The 26,058-nt window shown below is 40.6% G+C and carries 28 protein-coding genes and 1 pseudogene; 25 read left to right on the forward strand and 4 right to left on the reverse strand.

The window, feature by feature from the left end:
• Position 1: 1 nt before the first annotated feature.
• Both acnD and prpF read left to right on the forward strand, forming a co-directional pair.
• Positions 2-2,653, forward strand: coding sequence for a Fe/S-dependent 2-methylisocitrate dehydratase AcnD (gene acnD, locus JFU56_RS07695; protein ID WP_198436698.1), 2,652 nt, complete (start codon positions 2-4; stop codon positions 2,651-2,653).
• Positions 2,654-2,658: 5 nt separating this feature from the next.
• A complete protein-coding gene (gene prpF, locus JFU56_RS07700) occupies positions 2,659-3,858 on the forward strand; it encodes a 2-methylaconitate cis-trans isomerase PrpF (protein ID WP_242065911.1) in 1,200 nt (399 codons plus the stop codon).
• A 34-nt stretch (positions 3,859-3,892) separates the two neighbouring features.
• On the opposite strand, the gene brnQ is transcribed toward prpF, so the two are convergent.
• Complete coding sequence (gene brnQ / locus JFU56_RS07705) at positions 3,893-5,212, reverse strand: branched-chain amino acid transport system II carrier protein (RefSeq protein ID WP_198436699.1); 1,320 nt, start codon at positions 5,210-5,212, stop codon at positions 3,893-3,895.
• Positions 5,213-5,720: 508 nt separating this feature from the next.
• On the opposite strand from brnQ, the gene JFU56_RS07710 reads away from it, so the two are divergent.
• On the forward strand, positions 5,721-6,143 hold the full coding sequence (locus JFU56_RS07710; protein WP_198436700.1) for a lysozyme inhibitor LprI family protein: 423 nt from the start codon (positions 5,721-5,723) through the stop codon (positions 6,141-6,143).
• Positions 6,144-6,207: 64 nt separating this feature from the next.
• Here the strand turns inward: JFU56_RS07710 and JFU56_RS07715 are convergent, their stop codons facing one another.
• Entirely contained in the window at positions 6,208-7,422 is a 1,215-nt protein-coding gene (locus JFU56_RS07715; RefSeq protein WP_198436701.1) for an NAD(P)/FAD-dependent oxidoreductase, read from the reverse strand.
• A 327-nt stretch (positions 7,423-7,749) separates the two neighbouring features.
• Between JFU56_RS07715 and JFU56_RS07720 the strand changes: the two genes are divergently transcribed.
• From JFU56_RS07720 to JFU56_RS07770, 11 genes and pseudogenes are all read left to right on the forward strand, one after another.
• Positions 7,750-8,283, forward strand: coding sequence for a YqhA family protein (locus tag JFU56_RS07720; RefSeq protein ID WP_198436702.1), 534 nt, complete (start codon positions 7,750-7,752; stop codon positions 8,281-8,283).
• A gap of 400 nt (positions 8,284-8,683) precedes the next feature.
• Positions 8,684-9,069, forward strand: a pseudogene (locus JFU56_RS23225) (MAPEG family protein).
• Between the two features lie 143 nt (positions 9,070-9,212).
• Positions 9,213-10,013, forward strand: coding sequence for a class I SAM-dependent methyltransferase (locus JFU56_RS07730; RefSeq protein WP_198436704.1), 801 nt, complete (start codon positions 9,213-9,215; stop codon positions 10,011-10,013).
• Between the two features lie 9 nt (positions 10,014-10,022).
• Entirely contained in the window at positions 10,023-10,508 is a 486-nt protein-coding gene (locus JFU56_RS07735) for a GNAT family N-acetyltransferase (protein ID WP_198436705.1), read from the forward strand.
• A 191-nt stretch (positions 10,509-10,699) separates the two neighbouring features.
• Complete coding sequence (locus JFU56_RS07740) at positions 10,700-11,326, forward strand: LysE family translocator (RefSeq protein WP_242065912.1); 627 nt, start codon at positions 10,700-10,702, stop codon at positions 11,324-11,326.
• A gap of 37 nt (positions 11,327-11,363) precedes the next feature.
• Positions 11,364-11,738: a cupin domain-containing protein gene (locus JFU56_RS07745; protein WP_198436707.1), complete on the forward strand. Its 375-nt coding sequence runs from the start codon at positions 11,364-11,366 to the stop codon at positions 11,736-11,738.
• 81 nt (positions 11,739-11,819) lie between these two features.
• A complete protein-coding gene (locus JFU56_RS07750; RefSeq protein ID WP_198436708.1) occupies positions 11,820-12,455 on the forward strand; it encodes an FMN-binding negative transcriptional regulator in 636 nt (211 codons plus the stop codon).
• A gap of 40 nt (positions 12,456-12,495) precedes the next feature.
• Positions 12,496-12,996: a GNAT family N-acetyltransferase gene (locus JFU56_RS07755; protein ID WP_198436709.1), complete on the forward strand. Its 501-nt coding sequence runs from the start codon at positions 12,496-12,498 to the stop codon at positions 12,994-12,996.
• A gap of 54 nt (positions 12,997-13,050) precedes the next feature.
• On the forward strand, positions 13,051-13,599 hold the full coding sequence (locus JFU56_RS07760; RefSeq protein ID WP_198436710.1) for a hypothetical protein: 549 nt from the start codon (positions 13,051-13,053) through the stop codon (positions 13,597-13,599).
• On the forward strand, positions 13,592-14,071 hold the full coding sequence (locus JFU56_RS07765; RefSeq protein WP_198436711.1) for an HAD family hydrolase: 480 nt from the start codon (positions 13,592-13,594) through the stop codon (positions 14,069-14,071). Before JFU56_RS07760 ends, JFU56_RS07765 begins: the two co-directional genes overlap by 8 nt.
• 35 nt (positions 14,072-14,106) lie before the next feature.
• Positions 14,107-14,355 carry a DUF1272 domain-containing protein gene (locus JFU56_RS07770; RefSeq protein WP_198436712.1) on the forward strand — a complete coding sequence of 83 codons (249 nt, stop codon included), beginning with the start codon at positions 14,107-14,109 and terminating at the stop codon, positions 14,353-14,355.
• Positions 14,356-14,412: 57 nt separating this feature from the next.
• Here JFU56_RS07770 and JFU56_RS07775 read toward each other — a convergent pair whose 3' ends face one another.
• Positions 14,413-14,904 (reverse strand): peptidylprolyl isomerase, encoded by a 492-nt coding sequence (locus JFU56_RS07775; protein ID WP_198436713.1) that lies wholly within the window; start codon positions 14,902-14,904, stop codon positions 14,413-14,415.
• A 142-nt stretch (positions 14,905-15,046) separates the two neighbouring features.
• Between JFU56_RS07775 and JFU56_RS07780 the strand changes: the two genes are divergently transcribed.
• The 3 genes from JFU56_RS07780 (at position 15,047) to JFU56_RS07790 (ending at position 16,787) form a co-directional block, all read left to right on the forward strand.
• Positions 15,047-15,394, forward strand: coding sequence for a hypothetical protein (locus JFU56_RS07780; RefSeq protein WP_198436714.1), 348 nt, complete (start codon positions 15,047-15,049; stop codon positions 15,392-15,394).
• A 78-nt stretch (positions 15,395-15,472) separates the two neighbouring features.
• Positions 15,473-16,369: a DMT family transporter gene (locus JFU56_RS07785; protein ID WP_198436715.1), complete on the forward strand. Its 897-nt coding sequence runs from the start codon at positions 15,473-15,475 to the stop codon at positions 16,367-16,369.
• A 157-nt stretch (positions 16,370-16,526) separates the two neighbouring features.
• The gene (locus tag JFU56_RS07790) at positions 16,527-16,787 is read left to right on the forward strand and encodes a hypothetical protein (protein WP_198436716.1); all 261 of its coding nucleotides are present in this window, start codon (positions 16,527-16,529) and stop codon (positions 16,785-16,787) included.
• Between the two features lie 137 nt (positions 16,788-16,924).
• Here JFU56_RS07790 and JFU56_RS07795 read toward each other — a convergent pair whose 3' ends face one another.
• Entirely contained in the window at positions 16,925-17,263 is a 339-nt protein-coding gene (locus JFU56_RS07795; protein WP_198436717.1) for a hypothetical protein, read from the reverse strand.
• 325 nt (positions 17,264-17,588) lie between these two features.
• Here JFU56_RS07795 and serC point away from each other — a divergent pair, with 325 nt between their 5' ends.
• The 8 genes from serC (at position 17,589) to lapB (ending at position 26,034) form a co-directional block, all read left to right on the forward strand.
• Positions 17,589-18,680 (forward strand): 3-phosphoserine/phosphohydroxythreonine transaminase, encoded by a 1,092-nt coding sequence (gene serC, locus JFU56_RS07800; RefSeq protein WP_198436718.1) that lies wholly within the window; start codon positions 17,589-17,591, stop codon positions 18,678-18,680.
• A gap of 93 nt (positions 18,681-18,773) precedes the next feature.
• On the forward strand, positions 18,774-19,889 hold the full coding sequence (gene hisC / locus JFU56_RS07805) for a histidinol-phosphate transaminase (RefSeq protein ID WP_198436719.1): 1,116 nt from the start codon (positions 18,774-18,776) through the stop codon (positions 19,887-19,889).
• Positions 19,890-20,042: 153 nt separating this feature from the next.
• Complete coding sequence (aroA, locus tag JFU56_RS07810) at positions 20,043-21,326, forward strand: 3-phosphoshikimate 1-carboxyvinyltransferase (RefSeq protein WP_198436720.1); 1,284 nt, start codon at positions 20,043-20,045, stop codon at positions 21,324-21,326.
• Positions 21,327-21,522: 196 nt separating this feature from the next.
• Positions 21,523-22,197, forward strand: a complete 675-nt coding sequence (cmk, locus tag JFU56_RS07815; protein WP_198436721.1) for a (d)CMP kinase — start codon at positions 21,523-21,525, stop codon at positions 22,195-22,197.
• Positions 22,198-22,319: 122 nt separating this feature from the next.
• A complete protein-coding gene (rpsA, locus tag JFU56_RS07820) occupies positions 22,320-23,987 on the forward strand; it encodes a 30S ribosomal protein S1 (protein WP_019442820.1) in 1,668 nt (555 codons plus the stop codon).
• A gap of 67 nt (positions 23,988-24,054) precedes the next feature.
• Positions 24,055-24,339 carry an integration host factor subunit beta gene (gene ihfB / locus JFU56_RS07825; protein WP_006034591.1) on the forward strand — a complete coding sequence of 95 codons (285 nt, stop codon included), beginning with the start codon at positions 24,055-24,057 and terminating at the stop codon, positions 24,337-24,339.
• Positions 24,340-24,568: 229 nt separating this feature from the next.
• Complete coding sequence (locus JFU56_RS07830) at positions 24,569-24,856, forward strand: LapA family protein (RefSeq protein WP_198436722.1); 288 nt, start codon at positions 24,569-24,571, stop codon at positions 24,854-24,856.
• 8 nt (positions 24,857-24,864) lie between these two features.
• Positions 24,865-26,034, forward strand: coding sequence for a lipopolysaccharide assembly protein LapB (lapB, locus tag JFU56_RS07835; RefSeq protein WP_198436723.1), 1,170 nt, complete (start codon positions 24,865-24,867; stop codon positions 26,032-26,034).
• Positions 26,035-26,058: the final 24 nt, after the last annotated feature.

A 26,058-nucleotide genomic window follows, 5' to 3' on the forward strand; every position in this document is an offset into this window, starting at 1 on the left:
TATGAATACTAACTATCGTAAAGCACTGTCTGGCAGTGAATTGGATTATTTTGATACCCGTGCAGCCGTTGATGATATTCAAGCAGGTGCGTATGCAACCTTGCCGTATACATCAAGAGTCTTTGCCGAAAACTTAGTACGCCGCTGTGAACCCACCGCGTTAACAGCGTCTTTAAAGCAGCTGATTGAACGTAAGCGTGATCTTGATTTCCCTTGGTTTCCGGCGCGTGTGGTTTGTCATGATATTTTAGGCCAGACCGCATTAGTTGATTTGGCTGGTCTGCGTGATGCGATCGCTGAAAAAGGCGGCGATCCCGCCAAGGTCAATCCTGTGGTACCGACGCAATTGATTGTCGATCATTCATTGGCTGTTGAACATGCGGGATTTGATCCTGATGCGTTTGCAAAAAACCGTGCGATTGAAGATCGCCGTAACGATGACCGTTTTCATTTTATTAATTGGACTAAAACAGCCTTTAAGAATATCGATGTTATTCCACCGGGTAACGGTATTTTGCATCAAATTAACTTAGAGCGTATGTCACCTGTGATCCAATCTCTGCATGGTGTGGCATTTCCTGATACGTTAGTAGGTACTGATAGCCATACGCCGATGGTCGATGCCTTGGGCGTGATTGCTATTGGTGTTGGTGGTCTAGAGGCTGAAAGTGTGATGCTAGGACGTGCGTCATACATGCGCTTACCAGATATTATTGGTGTTGAATTAACGGGTAAGCCACCAGCAGGGATGACGGCAACAGATACTGTATTGGCATTGACTGAATTCTTACGTGCGCAGAAAGTCGTTTCAAGCTATCTCGAATTTTATGGTGACGGTGTTAAGCATTTAACCTTAGGCGATCGCGCTACTATTTCAAATATGACGCCGGAATATGGCGCAACAGCGGCCCTGTTTTCTATTGACGAACAAACGATTGACTACCTTAAATTAACCGGTCGTGAAGACGAGCAAGTTAAGCTGGTTGAAATCTACGCCAAAGAAACAGGTTTGTGGGCAGATGATTTAAGTCAGGTGGAATACGAACGTGTACTCACTTTCGACTTATCGACAGTGTGCCGTAATATCGCTGGCCCATCAAATCCGCATAATCGTGTGCCTACGTCTGAATTAGCCAAACGTGGCATCAGTGGTAAAGTCGATAATGAACCAGGTAAAATGCCAGATGGCGCCGTGATCATCGCTGCTATCACAAGTTGTACCAATACCAGTAATCCACGCAACATGATCGCCGCAGGTTTGATTGCCCGCAATGCCAATAAGTTAGGGTTAACCCGTAAACCTTGGGTTAAAACATCACTGGCACCGGGTTCAAAAGCGGTGAAACTCTATTTAGAAGAAGCGACATTATTACCGGAACTAGAGCAACTTGGTTTTGGTATTGTCGCTTTCGCTTGTACCTCGTGTAATGGCATGAGCGGCGCGCTTGATCCGGTTATTCAACAAGAGCTCTTAGATCGTGATTTATATGCTACTGCTGTGTTGTCGGGAAATCGCAACTTTGATGGTCGTATTCATCCTCATGCCAATGAAGCCTTTATTGCCTCGCCACCGTTAGTGGTTGCTTATGCTATCGCAGGCACCATACGTTTTGATATTGAGCGTGATGCACTTGGGTTCGACCAAGCTGGTAATGCCATCACCCTGAAAGACATTTGGCCTAGCGATGAAGAAATTGATGACGTGCTTAAAGCGAGCGTTAAACCTGAACAATTCCGTCAAGTTTATAACCCCATGTTTGGTTCTGGTGTTGGTTCTGATAGTGGCTCTGATACCAGCACGAATATAGGTTCTGAAATAGAATGCAGCGTTGATTATGGCGACAAAAATAACCCGTTGTATGATTGGCGTGAAATGAGTACCTATATTCGCCGACCTCCTTATTGGGAAGGTGCCTTAGCGGGTGTACGTACTCTTAAGGGAATGCATTCTCTTGCTGTATTGGGTGATAACATTACGACCGACCATCTGTCACCGTCTAATGCCATTATGCTTGATAGCGCGGCGGGTGCTTATTTAGATAAGATGGGTTTACCAGAAGTCGATTTTAATTCCTATGCTACGCACCGTGGTGATCACTTAACAGCGCAACGTGCGACCTTTGCGAATCCGAAATTAAACAATGAAATGGTGTTAGAAAACGGGCAGGTTAAGCAAGGTTCATTAGCGCGAATAGAACCGGAAGGCACTGTTACTCGTATGTGGGAAGCGATTGAAACTTACATGGAGCGTAAACAGCCTCTGATAATCGTCGCAGGTGCGGATTATGGTCAAGGTTCATCACGGGATTGGGCGGCAAAAGGTGTGCGTTTAGCGGGTGTTGAAGCCATTGTTGCTGAAGGTTTCGAACGTATTCACCGTACTAACCTCGTTGGTATGGGTGTACTACCGCTGGAGTTTAAAGCCGGTGAAAGCCGTAAAACTTATGCTATTGATGGCAGTGAAACTTTTGACGTCATTGGTGAGCCAACCCCGCTTGCAGAGCTAACGCTTATCATTACCCGTAAAAATGGTGAAACGCTTGAAGTACCTGTGACTTGTCGTTTAGATACGGCGGAAGAAGTCTCTATCTATGCAGCTGGTGGTGTATTGCAACGCTTCGCACAGGATTTCCTTGAATCGAGTGAGGGCTAGCTTTTATGGTGAAAAATAACATGACGTATTTACCACAGCTTAGGATCCCCGCTACTTATATGCGTGGCGGGACGAGCAAGGGCGTGTTTTTTAATCTTCAAGATTTACCGGAAGCGGCGCAAATACCAGGTGCAGCACGTGATGCACTGTTATTACGGGTGATCGGTAGCCCAGATCCTTATGGTAAACAAACTGATGGTATGGGAGGGGCAACGTCAAGTACCAGTAAGACTGTTATTGTGTCGGCAACGGATAAAGCAGATCACGATATTGATTACCTATTTGGTCAGGTATCGATTGATAAACCGTTCGTAGATTGGAGTGGTAACTGTGGCAACTTATCTGCTGCAGTGGGCTCTTTTGCGATTAACAGTGGTTTGGTCGATACTAGTCGTATTCCAGAAAATGGCATTGCTATTGTGCGTATTTGGCAAGCCAACATTGGTAAAACAATTATTGTGCATGTGCCAATGACTGGTGGTTTAGTGCAGGAGACCGGTGATTTTGAGTTAGATGGCGTGACATTTCCTGCTGCAGAAGTTGCTGTTGAATTTATGCATCCCGCAGATGGTGAAGGCGCGATGTTTCCGACCGGTAATCTGATTGATGACTTGGTTGTGCCTGAATACGTTGTCGCTGCAGGACAATTAAAAGTGACGATGATTAACGCCGGTATACCTACTATTTTTGTTGATGCCGAGGATGTTGGTTACACAGGGAGTGAATTGCAAGATGCAATTAATAATGATGTTGAAGCATTATCTATGTTTGAAGCTATTCGAGCTTATGGCGCGGTTAAAATGGGTTTAATTACTGATATTTCAGAAGCTGTTCAGCGTCAGCATACACCTAAGGTTGCGTTTGTCGCGCAGTCTACTGACTATGTATCCTCAAGTGATAAAGCGATTGCTGCTCATGAAATTGATTTATCGGTCAGGGCATTGTCGATGGGGAAATTACATCACGCTATGATGGGGACTGCTGCTGTCGCAATCGGCGCTGCAGCGGCAGTACCTGGCACGCTAGTGAATTTAGCCGCAGGTGGTGGTGTGCGTGACTCGGTGAATTTCGGTCATCCGTCGGGTACATTACGGGTTGGTGCACAAGCTAGCCAAGTTAACGGAGAGTGGACTGTGACTAAAGCGAGCATGAGCCGTAGTGCGCGAATTCTGATGGAAGGTTGGGTGCGCATTCCTAATACATAACCCCTGCAATTGTACAACAGGGGGATGTATTAGTTTATTCGACGTTAGTTACTTTCTTCTGGCAATGCCTAGTTGTTGCGGACTGTCTGTTCAGCCATTTACTAATAGTAATTGTGACGAAAACAGGCAGGAACCAACTGGCGTATGTAGAAAATAGTGGCACATACGTTGTTAGTGGGGTAGATAGATATTCGGGTAATAAATCCAGAATATGCAATGCATCTAAGCCACCGAATATCACGGTAAGGCTAACGATAGTCACGTAAACCGGTAAATACGACTTTGTCGTTGGCAAGCACAAGGCTGTTAACACAAGTGCAATAGCTACGGGGCATAATACGAGTATGGCTGGTAGACTAATTGCTAGAATTTGGTCTAACCCGAAGTTAGCAATGACACCTGTCACGAAAGTTACAATTGCAGCCGTGATCGCAAACGGATAATTGAATGTCTGCTGGTAATATTCAGCGCAGGCATTAGTTAATCCGACCGTTGTTGTTAGACATGCCATGATAATAATGGCTCCGAGTAGATACTGACCCATAGGACCGAATATTTCTGCCACATAACGAGTAAGTAGTTCACCGCCATTAGTAGCACCTTCTGAAATCGACGCCGACGTAGCACCAACATAAGCCATAGCCAAATAACATGCTGATATTAGTAGGGCATAAATTACAGTTACTTTTAACGTGGCGATAAAGACTTCATGAGGTGACTCGTAGCCTTGTTCGCGGATGGATTTAATAATAATCCAACCAAATCCAACCGCCGCAATCGCGTCCATCGTCATATAACCTTGGATTAAACCACTGGTAATTGGTTGATATTGGTAGTCGGCAGTGGGGGGATTTAAGGTGCCTAGTGGGGTTATTACCGCAGCTAATGCCAATGCGACTAACATCAATATTAAGAGTGGTGTCATTATTTTACCAATGTAGTGAACTAATTTACCTTGCTGAAAGGAAAGTAGTAGGCTTGCAATAACAAAAATGATAGAAAATAGCAGTAGGTTATCACCAGAGAAGAATGGTTTTATCCCCATTTCATAAGCAACAGTCACAGCTCTAGGCATACCAAATGCAGGTCCTACCGCGGTAAGCAGTGAGACCCAAAAAGCAATTGCTAACGGTTTTGGTAGGGCATTGGTCAATTGACCACTGCTACTGAGTCGCCCTAAGACAATGAGGGTGAGAGAAGGAAGTCCTACCGCGGTAAGTGAAAATCCCAGCATAGCCGGAAGGTATTGTGTACCCGCTTCTAGACCCAGAAAAGGTGGGAAAATTATATTTCCAGCGCCAAGAAACATAGCAAAAGTCATTAGACCAATCGCAAGTAGGTTATGGTTTTTCAATGTACAGTCCTCATGCTGTTGAGCAGTGCTCAGTCAGCGTTGTTATTGTGGACCGTCAGATTGGCTGAAGAAAAAATGAGAAAGAAATAAAGTAATCCCTCCGTCAGCCAGGCTGACGGAAGTAAGCGTCAGCCTAGTTAATAATGACTCGGATGACTAGAATGACAGTAATAATAGTAGATTTTACGCACGACACAGCATCAAACATAACTTTGCATAAAGCAGTAGATTGTTGAGCTGAAGAATAAAGCATGAATGCATCCTAGTTATTTATCGTGGTAACCAATTCAATATACAAACAATAAACTACCGCGTAAACCCTTTGTGGTTAAATATATTAATTTATTTATATTTATGGTTTGTTGTTTTTCTAATCTGCATGGGAGGAAGGGAGGGAGTAACGTTTAGCCTAGAACACCAAACTAATCAAACCAGTTAATAGAATAATTGGATTAATAGTAAGATACCGTTATATTGTCAGCATATTTATTTCGAGGCTGACTTTATAATGGTAAAGGTAATTACATTTTTGATCATGAGCGTCTGTAGTTTTACGGCAATAGCGACCTCGGTAGACTGCGATAAAGCGTTTAACACATTAGAAATAAATTACTGTGCGAAAGTGGAATTAGATAAAGCGGAAGCTGAAATGCAGCGTTACCTGAATAAGAGTCTTGCTCAATATACAGCTGACACGAATGTGGTAGAGTCGATCAACATCGCACAATCAGCATGGCAATCGTATAGTAAATCACAGTGTGACTCGGTATTTACCTTATTTCGAGACGGAACCATGCGAGTCGTGATGACGCTAAGTTGTCGAACTAAGCTTACCCAACAGCGAACCCATGAATTGTGGTCACAATACTTAACGTATATGGACAGTGCTGAGCCTGTATTACCTGAGCCACGTATATCCGATCTGACTTAATTAACTTAAACAGCATGGCAGAAGACTTAAGCTCGCTCTGCCATTTTGCTGTAATGGGTTATGACTAGAAACCTTTATAGTAGGGATTAAGCATGCATTTAATGCGTTTTAGCACGACAAGTGCGGTCACACGTCCCCAACTAAAGAGTACGCGTTGGTGTAAACGGAATATGGTATCGTATAGGTTACGAATTAAGGATCCTTTTAGTACCAGTTTATTATTCATTAATGTACCCACTGCATTATCATGACCAACCGCCACAACCATACCGCCATCGTGGTAAATAAATGGCTGTAATGGTTTATTTTTTAACAGTCGATTAAATTGTTTTGCTAGGTGCGTTGCCGCTTGGTTCGCTGCTTGTGCACGGGGTGGTACAAAACTACCATCTGGTTGCGTGCATTGCGCGTTATCGCCGATCACAAAAATACTGTTATCCAAGCTAGATTGTAACGTCGACTTTACTATTAATTGGTTTAATCGATTTGTTTCTAAGCCATCGAGTTTCGTTAACCATTCCGCACACTTTATTCCCGCTGCCCATATTTGTAAATCGGCAGAAATAATCTCATTTTCGGATGTCACTAATTTACCTGCATCGGCTCGTTGTACGCGGGTGTTAGTTAGAACGGTAATCCCCTGTTTTTCAAGAGCCGTTTTAACTTTGTTGGACATGCATTCTGGGCTACCAGGTAATACGCGTTCAGCGGCTTCAATTAAGGTTATTTTAAATTCAGATGCTTGTCTGTAGCGTTGTAATTTTCTGCTTACTTTGGCTAGCTCAGCAGCGAGCTCAACACCAGTTGCTCCAGCGCCGACAATTGATATATGACGGGTACCCGTCGCTTTAAGCTGCTGCTTAACGTGCTGCCAAGCTTTTTGTGCTTGCCCTGATGAATCTAAAAATAAGCAATGTTCGCTAACACCGGGTGTTTGAAAGTCGTTACTTACTGCACCTACCGCCATGACTAAATGATCGTATTGCAATGTTGTCTCGTTATTCATCGTACCGCGTAAGCTAATTGTTTTAGTGTCTCGGTTTAACCCTGTCATCGCATCTTGAATATGGGTATAACCATTGCATTCAGCGTGTTGGAAGTAGCTAACAGAATCGAGTTCAGCATCAAATGTACCTGCAGCTATCTCATGTAAGCGAGGCTTCCAAAAATGATGTGAAGATGGCTCTATTAGCATCACTTCGTGACGTTTATTTCGACCTAATCGGGTGACTAATTCAAGTCCAGCTGCGCCACCACCAACAACAACAATTCTTAACATAATGTGCTCTACTATTTGGAATAACTTAATTTGATGGCAGCATTATAGCTGCATCTTAAATATTGATAATCCCTGGAAATAGTAAATTACTATTACTCAGCTGTAACAGTATTCGTGACAATGACATCTATACTTGACGAAGAGAGGGACGGTGTTTGATGGTGCTTTATAATATTTTATGAATTATATTAGTCGGTTAAATTAATTGTATTCGTAAGTTAAATAGTCTTGTTCAATGTTGAAAAACGCTATATATTGCCGCCATTAAACGTGATAATTAGTTGCCTAGAGCACATAAAATAGTAATAACAAAGAATCGGAGTAAAAATGAAAAACCACAGTATTAAAAGAATGAAGGATGTATTCTTTATTTTCAGATTTGTAAGCTGGATAGCCATTATCTGTTCATTATTAGGTTCTTTGTTATTGTTTGTCGTGGGTGCAATCAAAACGTATTATGCCTTTACCGCTGTTGCATTTGGCTATATTCCTGACGAGACATTAGCGCATCTTGATTCTGCTGATATAGCCACCGCCTATTTGATTAAAGGCTTAGATACCTTTTTGATTGCGCTGGTTTTATTCATTTTCGCCCATGGTGTGTTTACGTTATTCATTACTGATAGAAAGTTGGAAAATATTCCTACAGTATTAAGTTGGATTAAAACACCTGATATTGGTCACCTGAAGAATATTTTGGGTGAAGTGATTGTGATTATTTTGTTTGTTAAGTTTTTGGAGATGATCTTAATCAACTTGAATAACTTAAGCTGGGAGATCTTGATTTTGCCGATTTCTATTTTGCTTTTAGCATTGGCGTTAAAATTCTTGGATTTGAACGATAAGAAGGGTGGTCATTAAGACGAGTTGAACCTGCTGTAGTTACAACCCCACACTGCAACGCTGTTTTAGTTATCTAAAACAGCGTTTTTGCTTTATAGCCTATTTAGAATTGAAATCGGAGTAAAATAGTGGATTTAGGATACTGGATAAACTTTATTATGGTATTTGCCTTAGGCGTCATTCTGGTGCAAATATCTCACGGAAAAATACTCAACTCGAAAAGGATGAGTGTTAATTTCAGTCTTGGTTTTTTGAAATTAATCAGGTATATAGGGTTATTTGTAATCGTTTATAGTTGTTACGCTGTCATGATTGATGTTGTGATTGGCTATTAACGTTAAACTATAGCTGTCGTTATAAATGCCGAATCGTAATTATCAAAGGAGTGATAATGAATATTTTTATACCATTTATTGGAATGATAACTCTTACCCTCGCGGTATGGATTGTGATGTATGCGAAAAGACTTGTTTGGATTAGCAAGCATGATATTGATCCAAATAGTATCGCCACACCTGAAACACTGTCTGCGACAATACCCGATCAAGTAAACCACGCATCAAATAATTTTAAAAACTTATTCGAATTACCTGTCCTATTTTATGCGCTATGTTTATATCTAATAGCACAGGAGAAGTTGACGATATCTATATTTACCTTGCATATGCATTCTTTGTATTTCGCAGTCTTCACAGTGTCGTTCAGTGCTCTATTAATCATATTCCAGCGCGATTTTCATTGTATATACTTTCATCTTTAGCTTTGTGGGCAATGCTCGTTCGCTGTGTAATTACAGTTGTATAGCTAAAATATACTGACTTATCGTTTACCTATAAGCATTGAGTTGGTAGGGTGATAGTTAATCACATAGTTAATTTACTATTTTTGAAACTGATTCGTGTGGCATATTCAAATATGCATAGCTGTTATTTAAAATGGAGGTTTTAGTGCAAGGGTTAATCGCGCAATATACAGATGCTAATGAAGATAGCCGTCTTACTCGGCAGTTCATTGCGCAAATGGAATTTGATACCACGATGGATGTATTGAAATCGTATCTTATTCCTAAAGTAAAAGTCATTGAACTTGGCGCAGGTACGGGTCGTTACTCTCTTAACTTCGCTAAAATGGGTTGTGAGACAACGGCTGTTGAATTGGTTCCTGATCAAGTTAAGATTCTACAGCGCAAAGCCAAAGAGCAAGGTTTAACACTTTCAATTTATGAAGGTAACGCTTGTTCTGTCCCCTTTATTGAAAGTAACTCTCATGATCTTTGCGTTATTCTTGGACCGCTCTATCACTTGCAGACTCAAGAGCTGCGTAACCAAGCTATCGCTGAGGCTTACCGAATTCTTAAGCCGAATGGGGTGTTAGCAATCGCTTATATCTCGCGCTATTTCGTTGCCGGCATGTTTGCTCAACAATATCCGGAATTGGTGACACCTGAGGTGCTATCCTCGCTTCTAGAGTCAGGCTTGGTGCCAACGGCATTAGCTGATAGCTTTTTTAATGTGGGCTACTTTGCAACCCCAACTGAAGTGGAAAGACTTATTACTGCTGGTGGTTTTTCTAAACTAAGGCATGTGGCGACAGATGGTTTTAATCGCTATATCTCGTCAGGGGTTAATAATTTTACGACCGAGCAGTATCAAACATGGTTGAACTATCACCTAAAAACATGTGATGAACCGTCTCTATTAGGATCAAGTAATCATGGTTTATTACTCGCAAGAAAAATCAACGAGTAGAGGATAAATATGGATATTAAATACAGAACCTTAATACCCGAGGATCGCTTGCAGTATCGTCACGTACGTTTAGAGAGCCTCAAGTTACATCCTGAATGTTTTGGTGCTAAATACCTAGAGCAAATTAATATCCAGACGCTGTATTTTGAAAGGCTGATCCATGATGGTTACGAAGGTAACGTCATGCTTGGTGCATTTCATAGTCATAAGTTAGTTGGTTTGTGCGGTGTTACTGAGGTGTCGAGAGACGTAGCTGAAATTATCCAAATGTATGTTGAATCTGGTTATCGGGGTCAAAGTATTGGTGTGAATTTACTTTCACTAGCCAAGCAATATGCCTCGACAGAGCTTAACGTTGCTACGCTTAAGCTTGCTGTTTATCCAGAAAATCAAAGTGCGATCAGATCTTATGAGAAGTCTGGTTTTAAAATGCAGGAGTCGGCAGCAGATTTAACTGACGGTGAGCTTTGCATGGTGTTCGAGATTGGGCGTTAAAGGCAAAGGAGTTACAACATGACTGAATATTGGAATCCGATGGTGCCAGTATTAATGGTCAGTGATTTTAACGTGTAATTCGACTTTATAGCCGTTTACTTGGGTTTTCAGTGCGGATCCAACGTACAGAATAACTTAACAATGTGTCTTTTATGAAATATTATGGTTTTCTATCAACGGAGAACTTAATTGTGAATGACATATTAGCATTTAGTTTAATTGCACTACTTCTAGTTATATCGCCAGGACCAAATGGGGTATTGATTTTAAAAACGGCATCAGCACAAGGAAAGCACGCTTCAATCCTTAATATTTGGGGATTAACTGTGGCGACGTTCTTCCATGGCGCACTGTCCATTTTTGGTTTTTCAGCCTTGTTGATGCAATCTGCCGATCTATATTTCATCGTGAAAATATTGGGTGCAGGGTATTTATTCTATATTGGCGTTAAAGCAATTATTAGCTCTTATAAAACCAGCAATAATAACAACGAAACGAAAAACATAACGAAGACTGAAAGAAAGGGTCTTAGTTATTTTAATGAAGGATTTATAACGCAAATATTAAATCCAAAGGTATCTATGTTTTATTTAGCAGCCTTTCCTCAATTTATATCACCTGATAACTTCTCATATTTGAATGCATTTTCTTTAGTTTCAATTCATGCAAGCATCATATTCGTATGGTTCATTGGTGTTACTTTCGCAATAGACAGAATAAAGTCATCAGCCAAAAACTCTAAAATTGGTAATTGGGTTCAAAGGTTATCTGGCTCGGCGATGATATATTTCAGCTCTCTGATTTTGACGCAAAAATAAAGAGTTTGGTGCATTTTACAACAGGGAGGTAAGTATTATGACTAAAAGCACAATCCAGTATTGGAATACATTAACCTTGGCGAATAAAAGCCAATGGGAAGTCATTGCGGACACTAATGGCGAACTTGAACAACTGACATTATCTATGGATGATGCTACTGGTGATTATACTCGGTTAACTCGTTTTAAAGCGGGCGCAGATACGTCAGCGTTTGGTAGTAAGTATCATGATTATCCAGAAGAGATCTTCATTATCTCAGGGCGCCTTTTCGATGTGGCATTTGGTGTGTTGTTAGAAGCGGGTGATTTCGCCAGCCGTCCTCCGGGAGAAGTTCATGGGCCGTTTATTTGTGAGCAAGAATGTTTGGTTCTAGAAATATCCTTTCCAAGTCAATCAATTGTTTCAGAATGATTCATAGTAAGGTATTGTTAATATAATCAATAGGCTGGCTGATTATGTTAGTGATTAATTTATTTGTTTCAAGGAGAGAACATGCACATTCCAAGGACGTTTAAGCAAACAGATAGCGATACATTAAAAGACCTTATTGTTAAATATCCATTAGCGACGCTAATCAGTTATTCGGATGCTGGCTTAGAGGCTAACCATATTCCTTTTATATTCGACAACTCTCAAGGTGTTGATGTACTGCAAGGTCACGTAGCTAAAGCCAATGCTGTATGGAAAACGTTAAACGATAACGCGGACGTGTTGCTTGTTTTCAGTGGGCCAAATGGCTATATCTCCCCAAAGCATTATCCAACGAAGCAAAAAACGGGTAGGGCTGTGCCGACATGGAATTATATAGCTGTTCATGTAAAAGGCTCGATGCAGTGTATTCATGATGATACCTGGATCTTAAACCACATAACCAAGCTTAGTGACCAGCATGAAGCGGGCCAACCGAACCCTTGGTCAATCAATGATGCGCCCCCTGAATATATTCAAAGAATGTTACCTGCTATTGTTGGCTTGGAACTTGAAATTGTATCAATAACGGGTCAATGGAAAGTAAGTCAAAATCAACCGCATGAAAATCAAGTCGGAGTTGTTTCTGGGCTGGTGGATCAGGGTAGTTTTGAATCGTTAGAAATGGCTGATTTAGTGAATCAGTATATTAAAGATTAATAATGTAATTGAACATTTAGTTGTAACGGAGTCACGTGGCATGGAAGAAATTAAAGTAAGACACACTGAGCCTGAAGATGGCTTAGCTATTCGAGATATTTACGCCTGTAAAAATGCTTACAGTGGCACGCTGCAATTACCGAATCCATCGGTGAAGGGGTGGTCGGAACGTATGGCCAATGTACCTGCTAATGTCTATTCCTTTGTCGCCGAGATCAATGGTGAAATTGTTGGTAATATTGGCTTTGAAGTATGCAGTAATATGCGTCGACGTCATGTTGGCTCATTTGGTATGGGAGTTAAAGATCATTGCCAAGGTAAAGGTGTAGGTAGTGCCTTACTGGGTAATATTATTGATTTAGCAGATAACTGGCTTAACATCATGCGTATTGAATTAACGGTTTATACCGATAATCATTCTGCAATTGCATTGTATGAAAAATTTGGTTTCGTCATTGAAGGTGAGTCTAAAGCGTTTGCGTTTAGAGATGGTCAATACGTGAATGTTTATCATATGGCGCGATTTAACACGCTGGCGTGAGTCAATCACAGTCCGGCGACTAAATGAACACGGGTGCGTAGTAAAGGGATTAATATGCGGTGGCTAATTAGCTTTTCGTCATGGAAGAAAGTAGGCGTATTACTCGGTTTTAATTTTACTATTCAAGCCATTATTTTATTTATAATTTACCCTGCAATATCTCCCTCGACAAGCCCTCTTGATATACAAGTAGCGCTGACACCTGCATCCGTAGATACTTTTTTAGCAAGTATCGGTGAAAGTGGGAGGAGGCTTTATTATATCAATGAAAGTATTGTTGATATGCTGTTCCTACTTGTCTATGCCTGCACATATGTTTTGTTACTTATTGAGCTGTTTAAATCGACTGGTTTGGCTGCTTCACGCTTAGTGTATTTGGCGTTACTACCGTTTACGATAGCATTGGCAGACATGATCGAGAATTTTCATATATTAATCAGCCTTGATTTATATCCGATACAAAGTGAAGCTGTTATCCATATCTTGTTTTTAGCTAATATGGCTAAGCATGGTTTAACGGTAATATCGTTAGTTGTGGTGTTGGTACTTATTCTTCGGGTATTAGCGCTAAAATGTCAATTTAGAGGTGTGCATAATGGCTAAGATTTTCCTGTTTGACTGGGGTGGAACCTTGATGGTTAATCCTCCTCATATGCAAGGCAAGATGTGTAACTGGGAACATGTTGAAGCGATAAGTGGTGCTCACGATACGCTAGTGACGCTATCGAAAAATGGTTGTAAGCTTTATGTGGCAACGGGTGCTGCAGATTCGAGTGAAGCAGATATTAAAGCTGCATTTGAACGCGTTGGTCTAGATGGATATATATCGGACTTCTTTTGCCAATCTAACCTTGGTATAGGTAAAGGGACTGCTGCTTATTATAAAGCAATAATAGAAGTACTTGGTGTCGATGCAAATGAAGTGACTATGGTCGGTGATATATTACATCGCGATATCGAACCTGCTATTGAGGCTGGTTTAAATGCGATCTGGTATACACCTGATATTTCAGTGGCAGAAATGAATGGTGATTATCAACAGATCATACACCTCAGTGAATTATGTGAACTCTAAATTTTAGGGCATAACGTTTTTGAAAGGATATTTATATGCTAGCACTGAGACCTAATTGTGAATGTTGCGATAAAGATTTACCGCCATCTTCATTGGATGCGCTGATTTGTACTTTTGAGTGTACGTTTTGTTTATATTGTGCAGATACAATATTAAATTATGTTTGCCCTAATTGTGCCGGTAATTTGGTCACTCGGCCGATTCGTCCTGTTGATGCATTAAGGGACAATCCAGCGTCGACAACTCGCATATTAAAACCTGCAGGCTGTATCGATTCTAAATGATAGTAAGGGATGCCATCAATAATACATGGCATCCCTTATGATTATTTACAACGGCAATTACTTTATCGTCACTTTCTTAATAACAATAGCTTCGCTCGGTACGTCTTCATGGCCTTTCACTGTGGTCGTTCTAGAAAAGGCGATCATGTTCACCACATCCATCCCAGCTGTCACTTTACCAAAAGCGGTGTAACCCCAACCTGCATTTGTAGTGGTAGTATGGTCCAAAAAGTCATTATCATCTAAGTTAATGAAGAATTGAGCCGTTGCTGAATGTGGAGAGTCAGTACGTGCCATCGCAATGCTACCGATCACATTTTTAAGACCACGGTTTGCCTCGTTAGCAATCGCTGGTCGCGTTGATTTTTCTTGCATTTTTTCAGTGAAACCACCACCTTGGATCATGAAGTCTTTAATTACGCGATGGAAAATAGTGCCTTCATAAAAGCCTTCTTTACAATAGCGGATAAAGTTTTTCGACGTAACAGGCGCTTTCTCCATATTGAGTTCAATTTCAATGTCACCTAAGTTTGTGGTAAAAATAATCATTTTGTTGCACCATCGTTGTATTAGAGTCGGTATTAACATCGTTACGAATATAGTTATTCGTAACGGTATACGTTTAATGGCTGCAGTATACGGTGTTTTCAAGATAATGAGCTATAAACTGTAGTTTGATAAGGATGTTATTATGATGAGAGTAATAAAATTAACGCTGATTACAGCATTCAGTACTATTGTAATCGGGTGTTCGGATACCAGTAAAAGTGAAATGGCGACCGTGACCGAAGATACGATATTGGCTGCGACAGAGGTTGTTCATGATGTTAAACCACAAGCCTGCACTCATGCCTGGTATTCTGAAATAGATAGTCAGTTAATCACTGATGATGGGCAAGGGCATGGACCTGATTTAGGCTCGCTGGAATGGCGTTCAGTGATTGAATTTAAATTAGGTATTCGAGGTGACTCAAATATACCAGCGCGAAATTCAGCGTTATGGTGCGACTATATCAACAGACTCAGTACGGTTAGATAACGCTTTAAAACTACTATCATTTAGATGATTACTCTTATAGGATCACGACTTCTTATCATCTAAAGTTAACCGCACATTATGTCTATTCAATTTATACACAATATCCCCGTCGGTGTCAGGTTCATGCTGATGTCAGCATTGGCTTTTGCGATCATGACGGCTTGCGTTAAGTTAGTTAGTACCCATGGTATTCCTGTCTTTGAAATTGTAGCGGCAAGAGCGATCGTGTCATTGATTATTAGCTATGTCGATGTGCGTCGAAAACGGCTATCTGTTTGGGGGCATAACAAACCATTATTGATAGCGCGCGGTGCTGTTGGTTCTTTAGCACTTATCTGTGTTTACTACGCCGTGACGACATTGCCTTTAGCTGAGGCGACTATTTTGCAGTATTTACATCCTGTATTTACCGCGTTACTTGCCTTGGTGTTTCTTAAAGAGCGTATTCAACGCTCGACTATTGTGTGTATTTTGTTTTGTATTGTTGGCTTAGTACTTATTGTTAGTCCTGAAATAGCATTGTCAGCAGGTGAAGAGTTATCATTAATAAGCGTGGCTGTTGCACTCATGGGGGCGTTAGGCAGTGCTATTGCATATGTGATCGTGAAGCGTCTTAGTAACACTGAAGATAGTTCGGTGATCATATTTTATTTCCCTCTGATGGCATTACCTTTATCCGTATTTTTGTTAGGGGATGATTTTGTTATGCCAGATGCTGAAGCATTGGTATTACTTATCTTGATTGGTATTTTTACTCAAATTGGTCAGGTCGGATTAACGAAAGCGATGAAAACTGAAGTCGCAAGCAAAGCGACGGCTTATTCCTATATACAAGTGGTGTTCTCTATCATATTTGGTTGGTTATTGTTTAGTGAGATACCCTCTATATGGACTTGGGCAGGTGGTGCTTTGATTATTATCGGTGCGTTAATTAACGTATTTGGTAGCTTTAATCGCCGCGGAGTAAAAGTCTAAAGCTCACTTATCATCTATAATAATATGATGTGCATCAATACTTTGAGATATAGACCTCGAAGTATAAGCATAAAGGGATATTATTGAAGGTGTTAAGTAGTGATGAGGGCGTTAACTATTCACTGCGCATTAAATTAATTCGTGTCGGGGGCAAATTATGTCAGTTAGAAAGCATAAACGTAAAGCAGCAAAACATTCAAATAAACACCAACATGGCATTAAACAAACGAGCTTTGTCAGTACTCATCCTCGAGCTGCTATGTTCATGGGCTCAGCGCTTATTATTATCGGTCTATTTTTACTTATTATAGGTATGGGCAGTGATGCCAAGTTTGGCTTGGCAATGCTATCAATGGCAACTGGTTCATTAATTTTCTTTTTCGCTAATTCGGCGTTACCTAAGAAAGTTGAAAAATAATAACGTTACGCGTATGCAATGCTAGATATAGCCCAACTTTATTGTCATTTTTGCAATTAATTTTTATTTAAGGCAAAGATTACATGCGCATTTTTATTAAAATGAGAATGAAAAATCGACCGCCGGGTATTTGTTCATCAAGGTGGTCTCATCAACCTCTGTGATCCCGGTATTTCCTCTAGTTTTCCAACGTCCGCAACTCCTGAAGGGCTTCGAAAGAACACTTCACCATTACCATCTAAATTCAGCGTTGTCAGCGTATCTACTAGCAGACTTAAATCGATCTCAATTAAATAGCTATCTTTAAGGTTAAGTGCGGTTAGTTGCGTTAAGTTTTCTATTTGTCCGAGTAAGCCTTGCATTTCGTTTTCTCCGCTATCTGATAGATCAAGCACCTGTAATTGATGCAGACTACTTATTTCGTTAAGTAAGGGACTAATAGGGTCTTTAAATGCAGAGACGTAATATCTGGTCATTGGGTTAGTCCACTTAAATCATTAACACCCCCTGAACAAGTCAGTTTAAGACCTAATTCAGTGATGCAATTACTCAGTGTTTAATTAGTAGCGTTAAACTCCGGTAAATCAAGTTATACGGGATTATATAAAACATCGTTATCTCTTTAATTACAATTATGAGCATGGAATAAATGGCTGGTAGCACAACTTATGGCGCGAGAAAGTATAGTCTTTAGATAGTTATAATAAATTCTTTAAAAAATCAGTTTAATCGCTTACATTAGATAGTCATCCAATAAAGGTTTAAACCGTTTAAGCTGCATTGTTAACAAGGAAAATTGATATGAGTCGGACATATAACTTTTGCGCTGGTCCCGCAATGTTGCCAGCTGCAGTGATGGAACAAGCCCAAAAAGAATTTATTAATTGGAATAATACCGGCGTATCGGTAATGGAGTTGAGCCACCGTAGTAAAGACTACATGGCTGTTGCCGCTGCGGCAGAACAAGATTTACGAGATTTATTAGCGATCCCAGATAACTACAAAGTTATTTTTTCACAAGGTGGTGGTCGCGGTCAGTTTGCTGCTGTACCACTGAATATCCTTGGCGATAAAACTCAAGCAGATTACTTATTAACAGGCCAATGGTCTAAGTCAGCAGTTGTTGAGGGTAAAAAGTACTGCCAAGTGAATGAATCAAACATTCTAATGCCAAGTACGGATGGTGTTGTTGCTGTTAAGCCTGCTTCACAATGGCAAGTTTCAAGTCAAGATACTGCTTACGTGCACTACTGCCCGAATGAAACAATCGAAGGCATTGAAATTAATGATATTCCAGACACTGGGGATATCCCATTAGTGGCGGATATGTCGTCAAACATCCTTTCTAAACCATTAGATATTAGCAAGTTTGGTATTATCTATGCTGGTGCGCAAAAGAATATCGGTCCATCTGGTCTGGGCGTTGTGATCGTTCGCGATGACTTACTCGACAAAGCAAGGCAGGAAACACCATCCATCTTTAATTATAAATTGATGGCTGAAAATGATTCAATGTTTAACACTCCGCCAACGTATTCTTGGTATTTAGCCGGACTTGTATTTAAGTGGTTAAAAGCTCAAGGTGGTCTATCTGCAATTGAAGAAATTAATGCTGAGAAAGCTAAATTGCTTTATGACTACGTTGATAGCAGCGATTTTTATAGTAATAATGTGGCAAGTGTAAACCGTTCAAAAATGAATATTCCGTTTACATTAGCGTCAAGCGATTTGGATTCGGCATTTTTACAGCAGTCGCAAGATGCGAATTTAATGGCGTTAAAAGGTCACCGTATTGTTGGTGGTATGCGTGCGAGTATTTATAACGCGATGCCGATAGAAGGTGTTAAAGCGTTAATTAAATTTATGGAAAGCTTTGAACGTCAACAACGTTAATCGTAGCGTGTTCTAAATAAGAGCAACATAGTAGCCTATTAAGGCAATGGATAAATGAGCTGAACACGGCAATGCCGACGACAAGGATTTAATATGAGTTGTGATTTTTTTGCTTTAGCAAATACAGGGGTACAAGGTTTACACCCTTATCAAGCGGGAAAGCCGACTGATGAATTAGAGCGTGAATTAGGGTTAACTAATATTGTTAAATTAGCATCTAATGAGAATCCATTAGGGGTTGGTGAGTTAGTTAAAGCGGCGTTAGAGCAGCAGTTAGCGGGTATCACACGATATCCAGACGCGAATGGCTTTTATTTAAAGCAAGCTCTAGCAGACAAATACGATTTAATGCCGGCACAGTTTACCTTAGGCAATGGCTCGAATGATGTACTTGAACTCATCGCTCGTAGCTTTGTGACACCAGAACACGAAGTGATTTTTGCTCAGCATGCATTTGTCGTATATCCGTTAGTGACACAAGCGATTGGCGCGACAGGTATTGCGGTACCGGCGAAAGATTGGGGGCATGATCTTCCGGCGATGTTAGCCGCAATTACAGAGCGCACGCGTCTTATCTTTATTGCCAATCCAAACAACCCAACGGGTACATTTTTAACGGCTGAAGCGTTATATGCATTTTTAGCTCAAGTACCAAAAGATGTGATAGTGGTACTTGATGAAGCATATTTCGAATATGTAGATAGAGAGCTACAAGCGCCGTCGATTACCTGGTTAACGGAATTTTCGAACCTAATCATTACGCGCACTTTCTCTAAAGCCTATGGCCTTGCAGGTTTACGCGTCGGTTATAGCATGTCACATCCTGACATTGCTGATATTTTAAATCGTGTGCGTCAGCCATTTAATTGTAATAGCTTTGCATTGGCAGCCGCGCAAGCAGCATTGTCTGACCATGATTTTTTAACCGCCAGTGTGACATTAAATAATCAGCAGCGCGCCGTACTCGAAACATTTTTCAGTGACCAAAATATTGGCTATATTCCATCAAAAGGTAATTTCATTACGGTGGAATTAGCTCAAGACCCTGCTGCAGTTTACCAAGCATTATTACATAAAGGTGTCATTGTACGCCCGGTTGCTGGTTATGGTCTAACTAAGCACCTACGTGTAAGCATCGGTACTGCGCTGGAAAATGAAACATTTATGCAAGCTTTGGTAATCGTGTTGCCTGAATTAGACGCACAGTAATATCAGCTAAGATTGTAGTCCTTATTCTGTTTTCTGTTAATGGCGGCTTATATTAAGGTTAGTATTAAGACCTTATGTGTAGGTCTTATTTGCAAACATGATATGAAAACAGGATGTAGAGAATCAAAAATTTAAAAATTAAGTGAATAAATTATGGAAAAATTAACATTACAACCAATTGGTCAAGTATCAGGCACTATTAACTTACCAGGCTCTAAAAGTGTTTCAAACCGTGCATTATTACTTGCGGCATTAGCTGAAGGCACGACACGTTTAACTAATTTATTAGACAGTGATGATATTCGTCATATGTTGAACGCATTGACAAAGTTAGGCGTGCAGTATGAACTGTCTGCCTGTAAGACAATTTGTACCGTAACAGGTTTAGGTCGTGCATTTTCTGTAGAAGAAAAACTTGAGTTATTTTTAGGTAACGCGGGTACGGCAATGCGCCCTTTATGCGCAGCGTTATGCTTGAGCGAAGGTGAGTTTGAACTCACTGGCGAACCACGCATGGAAGAGCGCCCAATTGGTAGCTTAGTTGATAGTTTACGCCAAGCTGGTGCAGACGTTACTTATTTAAAGAATGTCGATTACCCACCAGTATTAATTAAAGGCACTGGCCTTAAAGGTGGTCATATTAAGATTGATGGCAGTGTATCAAGCCAATTCTTAACCGCATTTTTAATGGCAGCGCCTTTAGCTGAAAATGACACGACGATTGAAATTATCGGTGAACTTGTGTCGAAACCGTATATTGAAATTACACTGCACATAATGCAACAGTTCGGCGTTACGGTAAGCCATGATAATTACCAGACCTTTACTATTAAAGGTCTGCAGACATACCAAGCTGCAGGTGATTTCTTAGTTGAGGGCGATGCATCTTCTGCGTCATATTTCCTTGCTGCTGCCGCAATTAAAGGCGGTAAGATCCGTGTAACGGGTATTGGCAAAAAATCAATCCAAGGTGATATCCAGTTTGCTGATGTGATTGAAGCTATGGGCGGTAAAATCACCTGGGCGGATAGTTATATTGAAGCGGAAGTGGGGGAGTTGAAGGCGGTTGATTTAGATATGAATCATATTCCTGATGCGGCGATGACCATTGCGACAACTGCATTGTTTGCAAAAGGTACGACTGTTATCCGTAATGTATACAACTGGCGCGTAAAAGAAACCGACCGTTTAGCGGCGATGGCGACTGAGTTACGTAAAGTTGGCGCTGAAGTGGAAGAGGGTAATGATTACATTAAAATCACCCCTCCTGCACAACTGATTCACGCTGCTATTGATACTTATAATGATCACCGTATGGCAATGTGCTTTTCACTCGTGGCATTGAGTGACACACCTGTCACGATTAACGATCCTGGTTGTACATCAAAAACCTTCCCTGATTATTTCGACCGCTTTGTTGGTCTAGTGCAAGCATAAGCTTAAACGCCTTATATTTGATGTTGCTACGGCAGTATCAATCTTAAAAGCGAGATATTACTGATAAGGTGATATCTCGTTTTTTTTGTTTACGGCTATTATTCCATACATTTTTCATGAAGATCCGTTATAATCGCGCCCAGAACCATGCAGCTCAATATAAAGTTGCATGTTAGATATTGAGTTTGGAGAATTTATGACCGCAGTAGCACCAATAATTACAGTCGATGGGCCGAGTGGCTCTGGTAAAGGTACTTTATGCCAATTACTTGCGGCTAAGCTAGGTTGGCATATACTAGATAGTGGCGCCATTTATCGTGTCTTAGCATTAGCGGCGATGCACCATGATGTTAATTTAGACAACGAAATGGGTCTAACCGCGCTTGCAGCTAACCTAGATGTGCGTTTCGTACCAACTGCTGATGGGTTACAAGTTATCCTAGAAGGCGAAAATGTATCACGTGAAATCCGTACTGAAGAAGCGGGCTTTGCAGCCTCTCGTGCCGCGGTTTATCCTGCAGTCCGTGAAGCATTATTACAGCGTCAACGTGACTTCCGCACGGCTCCCGGCCTGATTGCAGATGGTCGCGATATGGGTACTGTGGTATTCATTGATGCGCCTGTAAAAATATTTTTAGACGCTTCTGCTGAAGAAAGGGCTGTTCGCCGCTTTAATCAGTTGCAAGACAAAGGCTTCGATGTTAGCATGTCAGCCCTTCTGGAAGAGATCGAAAAGCGAGATCATCAAGATCGCAACCGATTGGTCGCTCCATTAAAGCCTGCAGATGATGCTCTGGTTATCGATTCGACATCTATGTCAATCGAAGACGTAGTTGCTAGTGTGTTGGCTTTTGCAGAAGGTAAAATTTAAGGTAGTCGGTATTCTGTCGATTATTTAGCAGTCAAGCATCAAGGATGATGATGACTTTTGATTAACAACCCACATTAGCCGGATTGCTTATGTGAACGTTTTATAAGTACATATAACTCATTATGAATGAATCTTTCGCTTTACTCTTTGAAGAGTCACTACAAGAACTTGCTGCTCCTGGTAGCATCATCAAAGCAACTGTTGTTGCAATCGAAAACGGTTACGTTTTAGTTGACGCTGGTCTTAAATCAGAATCTTCTATTCCTGCTGAAGAATTCAAGAACGCTGCTGGCGAACTTGAAGTTGAAGTTGGTCAAGAAGTTGATGTAGCACTAGAATCAATTGAAGACGGTTTCGGTGAAACTCAACTTTCTCGTGAAAAAGCTAAACGCCACGAGTCTTGGATTCAGCTTGAAAAAGCATACGAAGACCAAGAAACTGTTATCGGTGTTATCAACGGTAAAGTTAAAGGTGGTTTCACGGTTGAAGTGAACACAATTCGCGCATTCTTACCAGGTTCTTTAGTAGACGTTCGTCCTGTACGTGACACTACTCACCTTGAAGGCAAAGAGTTAGAGTTCAAAGTAATCAAACTTGACCAAAAACGTAACAACGTAGTTGTTTCACGTCGCGCAGTTATCGAAACTGAAAACAGTGCAGAACGTGAAGAACTTCTTGCTAACCTTCAAGAAGGTCAAGAAGTTAAAGGTATCGTTAAGAACCTTACTGACTATGGCGCATTCGTTGATCTTGGTGGTGTTGATGGTCTTCTACACATTACTGATATGGCTTGGAAACGCGTTAAGCACCCAAGTGAAATCGTTAATGTTGGCGATGAAATCAACGTTAAAGTTCTTAAATTCGATCGTGAACGTACACGTGTATCTCTAGGTCTTAAGCAATTAGGCGAAGATCCATGGGTAGCTATCGCTAAACGTTACCCAGAAAGCACTAAGCTGACTGGTAAAGTTACAAACCTAACTGACTACGGTTGTTTCGTTGAAATTGAAGAAGGCGTTGAAGGTCTAGTTCACGTTTCTGAAATGGATTGGACTAACAAAAACATTCACCCTTCTAAAGTGGTTAATGTTGGCGATTCTGTTGAAGTTATGGTTCTTGATATCGATGAAGAACGTCGTCGTATCTCTCTAGGTCTTAAGCAATGTATTGCTAATCCTTGGGAAAACTTCTCAACTTCACGTATCAAAGGCGAGCAAGTTACTGGTAAGATCAAATCTATTACAGATTTCGGTATCTTCATCGGTCTTGACGGCGGCATTGACGGTCTAGTTCACCTTTCTGACATCTCTTGGGATGCTACTGGTGAAGAAGCCGTTCGTGACTATAAGAAAGGCGACGAAATCACAGCTGTAGTTCTACAAGTAGACCCAGAGCGTGAACGTATTTCTTTAGGCATCAAGCAAATTGATGAAGACCCGTTCAACGAATACCTAGCTAATAACAAGAAGAATGCTATTGTTAATGGTACAGTTACTTCAGTTGACGCTAAAGGCGCAACAATTGAATTAGCTAAAGGCGTTGAAGGTTACATCCGTGTTGGCGATATCTCTCGCGACCGTATCGAAGATGCAAGCCTAGTATTATCTGAAGGCGAATCACTTGAAGCTAAATACGTAGGTGTTGATCGTAAAAACCGCGTAATCAGCCTTTCAATTAAAGCTAAAGATGAAGCTGACGAGAAAGAAGCAATGGCTAGTGTAAACAGCCAACCGCAAGAGTCTGGTCTTTCTGCTATGGCAGAAGCATTTAAAGCTGCTAAAGGCGAATAATAAGCCTGAGGGGTGTTTATTCACCCCTTATTAGCACGATGTCGATAATATTCTTAATGGAGACTATATGACAAAATCAGAACTAATCGAACGTCTTTGCACTGCAAATTCGCAGCTAGCTACTAAAGATGTTGAATTATCTGTGAAAGCTATACTGGATCAGATGGTAGATACTTTAGCAACTGGCGATCGAATTGAAATTCGCGGTTTTGGAAGTTTTTCTCTACATTACCGTGAGCCTCGAATTGGGCGCAATCCTAAATCAGGTGAAAAGGTTGAATTAGAGGGCAAATACGTTCCTCATTTCAAACCGGGTAAGGAACTTAGAGATCGTGTTAACGCTTCGCTATAGTAGTTAATACTTGCTAAAACGACATACTTAGGTGTGTCGTTTTTTTTTACCTTTTTTTTAACCATCTTTAAAATGGTTATTTTCATTTATATAGCCAGAAGCCCCTTGCTGTGCTGTTTCTATACTAGCAGAGTGCAGTTGTTTTGGATTTCACCATATATTACTAGCACTTGATTCATTTATTGGCGATAATCCATGGTATATATAATTTGTATCACAGAGGATGTCGATGAAATCATTTATCTTATTTATAATTATCGCTTGTATACTGGCGTTAGCAGCTGCATTTGCTGCAAGTAACGATCAGTTAGTGGATTTTAATTATCTTGTCGCACTCGATGCATTTAAACTATCTTCTCTGCTTATAGGTGCATTTGTCGCTGGATTAGTTATTGCTGGTACATGTATGGCTTTGTTGATAATGAAGTTAAAGCTATCTATATCGAAATTAAAACGTAAATCTAAGCGTCAAGAGACAGAGCTTGAGAGATTACGTATTACTGATATTAAAGGTTAAATTACCGTATGTTCGAACTTTTATTTCTTTTACTTCCTGTTGCCGCTGCGTATGGCTGGTATATGGGTAGAAGAAATGGCCGCTATTTACAACAAGATAAGCAACATACAATCTCTAGAGAGTATGTGACTGGGCTTAACTTTTTATTATCAGACCAACCTGATAAAGCGGTTGATTTATTTATCGATTTACTTGATGTTGATAGTGAAACTATTGATACGCATTTGGCTCTCGGTAATCTATTTCGCCAACGTGGTGAAGTGCAACGCGCAATTAAGATCCACCAGAATCTTATTGCTCGCCCGTCATTAACGCATGAACAGCGTAACCTTGCATTATTACAACTCGCGAGAGATTATCTTGCGGCTGGCCTTGTTGATCGCGCAGAAGAATTATTTTTGAAATTGATTGATGAACCTGATCATCGTCAAATTGCATTATCGCAACTCATCATTATTTATGAACAAACTAAAGAATGGGAGCAAGCTATAGCGGTCGGTAATAAACTCAGAAAAATGGGTGATGTTAAAACTGATCGTAAAATTGCTCATTTCTATTGTGCCTTAGCCAAATCTCCAGCGCTGCTTGATGAACCCAAGAAACGTTTAACAAGTCTTAAGAAAGCCCTGCAGCATGACAAGCTCTGTGTGAGAGCAAGTATTATGCTTGCTGATTTACATATTGAACAAGGCGAATATAAAAAAGCCATTGTTTGGCTTGAGCATGTGATGACTCAGGATATTGACTTTGTCACTGAAATATTACAGAAATTAAAAAATTGCTATGTTGAAATAAACGATGAAGACGGTTTTATTCATTTTCTTAACGACGCACAAAATAATAAAGCAGGTATCAGTGTTGCAATTGAGTTAGCTGATTTCACTGTTAGCAGTGTTGGTTTAGAGCCTGCAGAAAAGTTAATTTTAAATCAAATTGTTCGCACGCCGACGATGAAAGGTTTTTACCATTTAATGCAATACCAAGAGCAAGCAGCGGAAGAGGGTAAAGCAAAAGAAAGCTTAACTATGCTGCGAAACTTAGTTGGTGAGCAACTTAAATTAAAGCCAATTTACCGTTGTCGTAAGTGTGGCTTTAGTACCAAAAGTATTTATTGGCACTGTCCGTCGTGTAAACGTTGGGGAAGTGTTAAACCAATTCGTGGCTTAGATGGTGAATAGCGCTATTAAACAAGTCATGTCTAA

Source organism: Moritella sp. F3, assembly GCF_015082335.1.
Lineage (GTDB): Bacteria > Pseudomonadota > Gammaproteobacteria > Enterobacterales > Moritellaceae > Moritella.

Bases quoted from the DNA above. Each gene is read 5' to 3' on its own strand.
- ihfB (WP_006034591.1), top strand. From the start codon at position 24,055: ATGACAAAATCAGAACTAATCGAACGTCTTTGCACTGCAAATTCGCAG.
- JFU56_RS07760 (WP_198436710.1), top strand. From the start codon at position 13,051: ATGCGGTGGCTAATTAGCTTTTCGTCATGGAAGAAAGTAGGCGTATTA.
- JFU56_RS07770 (WP_198436712.1), top strand. From the start codon at position 14,107: ATGCTAGCACTGAGACCTAATTGTGAATGTTGCGATAAAGATTTACCG.
- JFU56_RS07710 (WP_198436700.1), top strand. From the start codon at position 5,721: ATGGTAAAGGTAATTACATTTTTGATCATGAGCGTCTGTAGTTTTACG.
- JFU56_RS07795 (WP_198436717.1), bottom strand. From the start codon at position 17,263: ATGACCAGATATTACGTCTCTGCATTTAAAGACCCTATTAGTCCCTTA.
- hisC (WP_198436719.1), top strand. From the start codon at position 18,774: ATGAGTTGTGATTTTTTTGCTTTAGCAAATACAGGGGTACAAGGTTTA.
- JFU56_RS07775 (WP_198436713.1), bottom strand. From the start codon at position 14,904: ATGATTATTTTTACCACAAACTTAGGTGACATTGAAATTGAACTCAAT.
- JFU56_RS07830 (WP_198436722.1), top strand. From the start codon at position 24,569: ATGAAATCATTTATCTTATTTATAATTATCGCTTGTATACTGGCGTTA.
- serC (WP_198436718.1), top strand. From the start codon at position 17,589: ATGAGTCGGACATATAACTTTTGCGCTGGTCCCGCAATGTTGCCAGCT.
- rpsA (WP_019442820.1), top strand. From the start codon at position 22,320: ATGAATGAATCTTTCGCTTTACTCTTTGAAGAGTCACTACAAGAACTT.
- JFU56_RS07715 (WP_198436701.1), bottom strand. From the start codon at position 7,422: ATGTTAAGAATTGTTGTTGTTGGTGGTGGCGCAGCTGGACTTGAATTA.
- JFU56_RS07745 (WP_198436707.1), top strand. From the start codon at position 11,364: ATGACTAAAAGCACAATCCAGTATTGGAATACATTAACCTTGGCGAAT.
- prpF (WP_242065911.1), top strand. From the start codon at position 2,659: ATGGTGAAAAATAACATGACGTATTTACCACAGCTTAGGATCCCCGCT.
- JFU56_RS07735 (WP_198436705.1), top strand. From the start codon at position 10,023: ATGGATATTAAATACAGAACCTTAATACCCGAGGATCGCTTGCAGTAT.
- JFU56_RS07755 (WP_198436709.1), top strand. From the start codon at position 12,496: ATGGAAGAAATTAAAGTAAGACACACTGAGCCTGAAGATGGCTTAGCT.
- JFU56_RS07790 (WP_198436716.1), top strand. From the start codon at position 16,527: ATGTCAGTTAGAAAGCATAAACGTAAAGCAGCAAAACATTCAAATAAA.
- cmk (WP_198436721.1), top strand. From the start codon at position 21,523: ATGACCGCAGTAGCACCAATAATTACAGTCGATGGGCCGAGTGGCTCT.
- JFU56_RS07765 (WP_198436711.1), top strand. From the start codon at position 13,592: ATGGCTAAGATTTTCCTGTTTGACTGGGGTGGAACCTTGATGGTTAAT.
- JFU56_RS07750 (WP_198436708.1), top strand. From the start codon at position 11,820: ATGCACATTCCAAGGACGTTTAAGCAAACAGATAGCGATACATTAAAA.
- JFU56_RS07785 (WP_198436715.1), top strand. From the start codon at position 15,473: ATGTCTATTCAATTTATACACAATATCCCCGTCGGTGTCAGGTTCATG.
- JFU56_RS07720 (WP_198436702.1), top strand. From the start codon at position 7,750: ATGAAAAACCACAGTATTAAAAGAATGAAGGATGTATTCTTTATTTTC.
- acnD (WP_198436698.1), top strand. From the start codon at position 2: ATGAATACTAACTATCGTAAAGCACTGTCTGGCAGTGAATTGGATTAT.
- aroA (WP_198436720.1), top strand. From the start codon at position 20,043: ATGGAAAAATTAACATTACAACCAATTGGTCAAGTATCAGGCACTATT.
- lapB (WP_198436723.1), top strand. From the start codon at position 24,865: ATGTTCGAACTTTTATTTCTTTTACTTCCTGTTGCCGCTGCGTATGGC.
- JFU56_RS07780 (WP_198436714.1), top strand. From the start codon at position 15,047: ATGATGAGAGTAATAAAATTAACGCTGATTACAGCATTCAGTACTATT.